Source organism: Luteibacter sp., assembly GCF_051958795.1.
GTDB lineage: Bacteria > Pseudomonadota > Gammaproteobacteria > Xanthomonadales > Rhodanobacteraceae > Luteibacter.
Map to the genome: position 1 here is coordinate 1 of NZ_JBQCFT010000273.1, position 6,563 is coordinate 6,563.

Consider the following 6,563-nt stretch of genomic DNA (forward strand, 5'->3'; position numbering starts at 1 on the left):
GTAATCGACGAAGCCATCCATGTCGACGAACGCGCGGTACGCCTTGCGGCTTTCGTCGGAGAGACGAACCATCACGTCCTTCCAGCCGGCCTCGCGCACCTCGGGGCCGCGCGGGCGCAGCGAGGCACGCATGACGGCGCCCAGGGTCTGCTCGAGGTTGCGCACGGCCAGGGCGCGAATACCGTACTTGCGGTGGATGACCTCACCCTGCTCGGTGACGCGCAGGACGCCACCGACGGAACCGCGCGGCGACGCCATCAGCGCCGGCGTGATCCGTGAGCCACCGCGGCTGGCGGAACCGCCGCGGCCGTGGAAGAACGCCACCCGGATCCCGGCTTTCGCCGCGACCTCGAGCAGCTCGACCTGGGCGCGCTGCAGACTCCACTTGGAAGCCAGCGTGCCGCCATCCTTGCCGCTGTCGGAGTAACCCAGCATCACCCACTGTCGATCGCCGCGCGCCTTGAGGTGCGCACGGTAGACGGGATCGTCGAGCAGTGCCTGCAACGTCGCGGGCCCACCCTTCAGGTCGTCGATGGTTTCGAACAGCGGCGCGACGTCGAGCGGTACACGCCCGTCCTCGAGCAACCCGCCGCGGCGCGCCAGCGCCAGCACGGCGAGCACGTCGGCCGCGGTCTCCGCCATGCTGATGATGTAGAGGCCGGTCGCTTCCGTGCCGTAGCGCTTGCGCGCGTCGGCGAGCGTGGCGAACACCGCGCGCAGCATGCCCGCCGCATCGTGGTCGTCGCCCGCGACGAAGCTGCGTTCGCCCGCTGCATACGGCCGCAGGGTCTTCACCCGTGCTTCCGCGTCACGCTCCGCCCAGCCGGCGTCATCGAGCAGCGCGGCCAGCGCCTCGTCGTGGACGCGGGCATCCTGGCGCACGTCGAGCCGCGCGAGGTGGAAGCCGAAGGTTCGCGCGCGCCACAGCAGGCGGCCCACGGCATACGCACCCGCGTGGCGGCCACCATGCTGGAGCAGGCTCTTTTCGACCAGCGCAATGTCGTCGATAAACTCCGCGGCCGACGCATAGCCGTCGTCGCTTTCGTGCAACGTCGCTTCGAGGCGTGCCGCCACGAAGGCGAGGAACGTGCGGTACGGCATGTCCGCATGCCGCGGCCGGATGCGCGCCGCCACGTCGGGAATGCGTTCGCGATAGTCCTCGATACGCCGGCTGAGCCGGTCGTCGAGTTCCACGCGATCGATGGTCTGGCTGAGCAGCCGGCCCAGCTCATGCACGCCCTCGACGTAACGCTCGAGCACGAGCGAGCGCTGCGCGGCGAGCGTGGCTGCGATGGTGTCGGCGTTGACGTTGGGGTTGCCATCCATGTCGCCACCCACCCACGTGGCGAAGCGGAGCACGCGCGGCACGCTGACGCCCTCACCGTAATGCTCGGCGATCGCCTGCTCGAGCGCTTCGTACAGCGCGGGCAGCACGCGATAGATCGGCCGCGAGATGTAGAAGCCGACGTGGTCGAACTCATCGGATACGCTCGGCCGCACGGGCGAGGCCTCGGCGGTCTGCCAGCCGGCGGAAAGCGCCATCAGGATGCGTGCGTCATCATCGCGCAGTTCCTGCGGGGTGCGCGTCGGATCGAACTCATCCACGAGCGCGCGAACGATCTCCTGCTCCTTTTCAAGCAGGGAACGCCGCACCGGCTCGGTCGGGTGCGCGGTGAACACGGGTTCCACATCGAGCTTGCCGAGCAGCATGCCCAGCTCTTCGGCGGTGACACCCTCGGCCTTCAGCTGGCCCAGCACCGCGCTGAGCGATTCGGGCTGGGGCGCGCCGCCCTCGCGCTGGTAGTCGCGGCGGCGCCGGATGCGGTGGACGCGCTCTGCGGTATTCACCGCCTGGAAGTAGGTGGCGAAGGCCCGGGCAAGGGCTTCGGCATCTTTGGCGCCAAGGCCGGTCAGGGTCCCGGCCAGGGCATCCACGGCCGCGCCGCTGCGCCGGCGGTGGATCGCGGCGGTGCGGACCGCTTCTACCCGTTCAAAAAAGGCCTGGCCGCCCTGCTCGGCCAGCATCTGGCCTACCAGGGCGCCCAGCCGGCGCACATCCTCGCGGAGGGGGCCGTCGTGGGGGAGGAATTCGGGATCGCGTGCGGCTTCCATCAGTCACTCTGCTGGGGGCGAACCCCGAGAGTACATAAAAAAGTGTATTCATCTGATCATCCGGATTCCGAGATATACTCAGGGACTGTTCCTGCCCGCCGAGGGGCGCTGCGACCGGAGGGTTTTCCCCGATGGCCAGGCTCGGCATGGCTTACCGTTGAACGGCGCCCCCGTAACCATCCGGAGCTACGCCACCATGAACGCTGTCACCAAAGACACCGCCTCGCAGGACTTCAAGGTCCGCGACTATTCGCTCGCCGACCTCGGCCGCCGCCGCATCCGCATGGCGGAAGAGGAAATGCCGGGCCTCATGCAGATCCGCGCGCGCTACGCCGCCGAGAAGCCGCTGAAGGGCGTGCGCCTCTCGGGCTCGCTGCATGTCACCAAGGAAACCGCCGTGCTGGCGGAAACCCTGCGTGAGCTGGGCGCCTCGGTCCGCTGGGCCTCGTGCAACATCTTCTCCACCCAGGACGACGTCGCCGCCGCCCTGGCCGCCGGCGGCCTGCCGGTGTTCGCCTGGAAGGGCGAGACGCTGGAGGAATACTGGGATTGCACCCTCGACATGCTGACCCACCCGGGTGAGCTCGGCCCGCAGCTCATCGTGGACGACGGTGGCGATGCCACCCTGTTCATCCACAAGGGCGTCGAGCTCGAAGACGGCAGCGACTGGGTCAACACCCCGAGCGGCAACCACGAAGAGCAGGTCATCAAGGACCTGGTCAAGAAGACCGCCGCCGCCCGTCCGGGCTGGTTCAAGAAGATCGCCGCCGAGTGGAAGGGCGTTTCCGAAGAGACCACCACGGGCGTGCACCGCCTGTACCAGCTGGCCGAAGCCGGAAAGCTGCTGGTGCCGGCCATAAACGTCAACGACTCGGTCACCAAGTCGAAGTTCGACAACCTGTACGGCTGCCGTGAATCGCTGGCCGACGGCATCAAGCGCGCGACCGACCTGATGGTCGCCGGCAAGGTGGCCGTGGTCTGCGGCTACGGTGACGTGGGCAAGGGCTGCGCGCACTCGCTGAAGGGCTTCGGTGCCCGCGTGATCGTGACCGAGATCGATCCGATCAACGCCCTGCAGGCCGCGATGGAAGGCTTCCAGGTCACGACGATCGAAGACACGCTGGGCCTCGGCGACATCTATGTCACCACCACGGGCAACAAGGACATCATCACGCTCGAGCACATGGCGGCGATGAAGAACAACGCCCTGGTCTGCAACATCGGCCACTTCGACAACGAGATCCAGATGGATCGCCTGAACGCGTCGAAGGATGCGACCCGCGAGAACATCAAGCCGCAGGTCGATCGCTACACCTTCGCCTCGACGGGCAACAGCATCTACATGCTGGCCGAAGGCCGCCTGGTGAACCTGGGCTGCGCCCACGGCCACCCGAGCTTCGTCATGTCGAACAGCTTCTCGAACCAGACCCTGGCCCAGCTCGACCTGTGGGCGAACAAGGACAAGTACGAGAACACCGTGTACCGCCTGCCGAAGAAGCTGGACGAGGAAGTCGCCCGCCTGCACCTCGCGCAGATTGGCGTGAAGCTGACCGTCCTCACGCAGGACCAGGCCGACTACATCGGCGTGCCGGTGGAAGGCCCGTACAAGCCGGATCATTACCGCTACTAAGCTGCGGCTTCGCCGCCGTGCCTTGATTCGCGCACAAGGTGCGCTCCTACAACCGCCGCTTCGTGGGTTGGGGAGCGCACCTTTTTTTTTGGGCGCCGCGCAAGCAGCCAGGGTGCTCCCACAAGAGATTGCCAGGCACCCTTGTGGGAGCGCGCTTGCGCGCGATTACCCCGCACGCATCAGCGGCGACTGCTCGAACTCGGCCGCCTTCGCGCCTTCCCCGCACAAATGCCCGCTAAGCCCGGCGGAAAGCACCTGCTTGCCGAAGCGCACTTCCACCTTCGCCGCGTCCACGCATTTCCCGTTGTCGTAGACATCCCCCGACACCCAGCGCAACGACGCCCGTGCGCTCGCGCCGGGCTCGAGCCTTACCGGCACCACGGCGGGACCGGGATGCATGCCGACCGGCGCCTTGCGCACGGCCTGCAACGCGATGCCCTTCGCATCCTTCAGCGAGACGGTCGGCTGCCCGGGCACCGTGCAGGCATGGCCGCTCTTGTTCGTCAGCACCAGCCACGTGCCGGCATGCGACATGCCGTTGAGATCGCCGTCGCCGGCATCGGTCGAAAGCGTGAGCATGTCGGCGGTGCAAGGCGGGACATTGGGCGTGAAGGCGAGCATGGGCCGGGCTCCGGGTGGTGGGTGGACACGCGACATCTTGCCCGAATCGGGTGAACCGTCGATTAGCCATCTTTCCATCTGGATGGAAAGATATATACTTCCGACATCGTGTCCAGGTGCCCCGCCATGCCCGCTGTCAGCTTCGAATTCTTCCCGCCCAAGACCGACGACCAGCGCGACCAGCTCGACAAGGCCGTCGAACGCCTGAAAGACCATGCACCCGACTATGTCTCGGTGACGTTCGGCGCGGGCGGTTCGACGCTGAGCTACACGGGTGACACCGTGCGCCGCCTGCGCGCGCAGCACGGCCTCTCCGTGGCACCGCACCTTTCCTGCATGGGTGGCACGAAGGCGGAGATCCGCGCGCTGCTGGACGAGTACAAGGAGCACGGCTGCCGACGCATCGTCGCGCTGCGCGGCGACCTGCCCTCGGGCATGGCCACGCCGGGCGACTTCCGCTACGCCGCGGAACTGGTCGCCTACATCCGCGAGCACAGCGGCGATCACTTCCATATCGAAGTGGCCGCCTATCCCGAGATCCATCCCCAGGCCGAGAACGCGCTCGACGACCTGCGCCACTTCAAGGCCAAGTGCGACGCTGGCGCCAATGGCGCGATCACCCAGTACTTCTTCAACCCCGATGCTTACTTCCGCTTCGTGGATGACGTGACCCGCCTCGGCGTTAACCTGCCGATCGTGCCGGGGATCATGCCCATCGCTAACTTCAGCCAGCTGCGCCGGTTCTCCGAGCAGTGCGGCGCCGAGATCCCGCGCTGGATCGTGAAGCGGATGCAGGCCCACGGCGACGACGCCGTGGCCGTGCGCGAACTGGGCGCCGACGTGGTGGCCGAACTCTGCCGGCGCCTGCTCGATGGCGGTGCCCCCGGCCTGCATTTCTATACGATCAACCGGGCGCGGGCGACCACGGCGGTCCTCGAGCGGCTGGCGTGAACGCGTGATGGCAAACGTGCGCGCCGTCACCGCGCGCTAAGCCGCCGTGTCCGATGATGGCGGCTCGTGCCACCACCTGCCGCCACCGTGATCCGCGCCGCCCTCCTGCTCCTCACGCTCGCCCTGCTGTTCGCCGCCGCCCCCGCTGCCGCCCAGACCGAGGTCCACCGCTGCGTGGGCAAGGATGGCAGCCCCGTCTTCACCGACCAGCCCTGCAGCAACCTGGGCGCCCGCTCGATCGCCCCACCGGCGGCATCTAGCTCGGCGGCCCCGCAGGGCACGGCTCCCAGCACCGGCCTGCTGTGCGCCCAGGACATGGCGACCCTGCGGGTAGCGGTGGCCGAAGCCTTCAACCGGCGCGACGCCAACCGGATCGGCGGCCTGACCCTGTGGAATGGCTACGGCAGCGATGGCGCCGTGGACAACATCCGCAACCTCGACGCCACGGTCAAACAGACCCTGCTCTCGCTGGAGGGGGACGAAGCCGGGGGCATCGACGCGGTCACCCGGATCCCCGGGGGCGGCGGGGCGTCCCGCCATGTCCACTTCGGCGTCGTGCGCGAGTCCGGCTGCCTCTGGCTCCGCCCGCCCGCGTGACCGGCATGGCGCGCCGCGCCATGTAGCGCGGGGCGCTAGCCGTTATCATGGGCGGTCCCCACCGGAGCGCTCCCATGTCGCAGACTTACCCCGAATGGATCTGGCAGAACGGGCAGATCAAGCCCTGGGCTGAAGCCACGACCCACGTGATGGCCCATGCCCTGCACTACGGCTCGTCCGTGTTCGAAGGTATCCGCAGCTACGAGACGCCGGAAGGCGCGGCGATCTTCCGCCTCACCGACCACCTGAATCGTCTCTTCCTGTCGGCCAAGATCTACGACATGGAACTGCCCTACACCGTCGACGAGCTGGCCGAAGCCTGCCGCGCGGTCATCAAGAAGAACAACCAGCGCGCGTCGTACCTGCGCCCGGTGGCCTACCGCGGCCTGGGTGGCTTCGGCCTCTCCGCCGAAACGCCGATCGACGTCGCCGTGGCCACGTGGCCGATGGGCCCGTACCTCGGACCCGAGGCACTCCAGAACGGCATCGATGCCTGCGTGTCGAGCTGGCAGCGTTTCGCCCCGAACACGATCCCGGCGGGTGCCAAGGCCGGCGGCAACTATCTCTCCGGCCAGCTGATCGCGCGTGAAGCGCGCCGCCTCGGTTTCGGCGAGGGCATCGCCCTGGCCTCGACCGGCCTGCTCAGCGAAGG

6 protein-coding genes and 1 riboswitch are annotated in these 6,563 nt (G+C 67.9%); of the genes, 4 read left to right on the plus strand and 2 right to left on the minus strand.

Annotated elements, in window-relative coordinates; genetic code table 11:
• Window positions 1-2,112, minus strand: a 2,112-nt coding sequence (locus ACTHLF_RS14410; protein ID WP_440328035.1) for a phosphoenolpyruvate carboxylase, incomplete at its 3' end; no start/stop codon positions are given.
• Between the two features lie 94 nt (window positions 2,113-2,206).
• Window positions 2,207-2,289, plus strand: a riboswitch (S-adenosyl-L-homocysteine riboswitch).
• Between the two features lie 19 nt (window positions 2,290-2,308).
• Between ACTHLF_RS14410 and ahcY the strand changes: the two genes are divergently transcribed.
• Window positions 2,309-3,742 carry an adenosylhomocysteinase gene (gene ahcY, locus ACTHLF_RS14415; protein WP_440328036.1) on the plus strand — a complete coding sequence of 478 codons (1,434 nt, stop codon included), beginning with the start codon at window positions 2,309-2,311 and terminating at the stop codon, window positions 3,740-3,742.
• A gap of 165 nt (window positions 3,743-3,907) precedes the next feature.
• Here ahcY and ACTHLF_RS14420 read toward each other — a convergent pair whose 3' ends face one another.
• Window positions 3,908-4,363: a DUF4232 domain-containing protein gene (locus tag ACTHLF_RS14420; protein WP_440328037.1), complete on the minus strand. Its 456-nt coding sequence runs from the start codon at window positions 4,361-4,363 to the stop codon at window positions 3,908-3,910.
• A 126-nt stretch (window positions 4,364-4,489) separates the two neighbouring features.
• Between ACTHLF_RS14420 and metF the strand changes: the two genes are divergently transcribed.
• The 3 genes from metF to ACTHLF_RS14435 form a co-directional block, all read left to right on the plus strand.
• On the plus strand, window positions 4,490-5,314 hold the full coding sequence (gene metF / locus ACTHLF_RS14425; protein ID WP_440328038.1) for a methylenetetrahydrofolate reductase [NAD(P)H]: 825 nt from the start codon (window positions 4,490-4,492) through the stop codon (window positions 5,312-5,314).
• A 66-nt stretch (window positions 5,315-5,380) separates the two neighbouring features.
• Window positions 5,381-5,911, plus strand: coding sequence for a DUF4124 domain-containing protein (locus ACTHLF_RS14430; RefSeq protein ID WP_440328039.1), 531 nt, complete (start codon window positions 5,381-5,383; stop codon window positions 5,909-5,911).
• A gap of 74 nt (window positions 5,912-5,985) precedes the next feature.
• Window positions 5,986-6,563 (plus strand): aminotransferase class IV (locus ACTHLF_RS14435; RefSeq protein WP_440328040.1); only part of this gene is annotated, 578 nt, incomplete at its 3' end.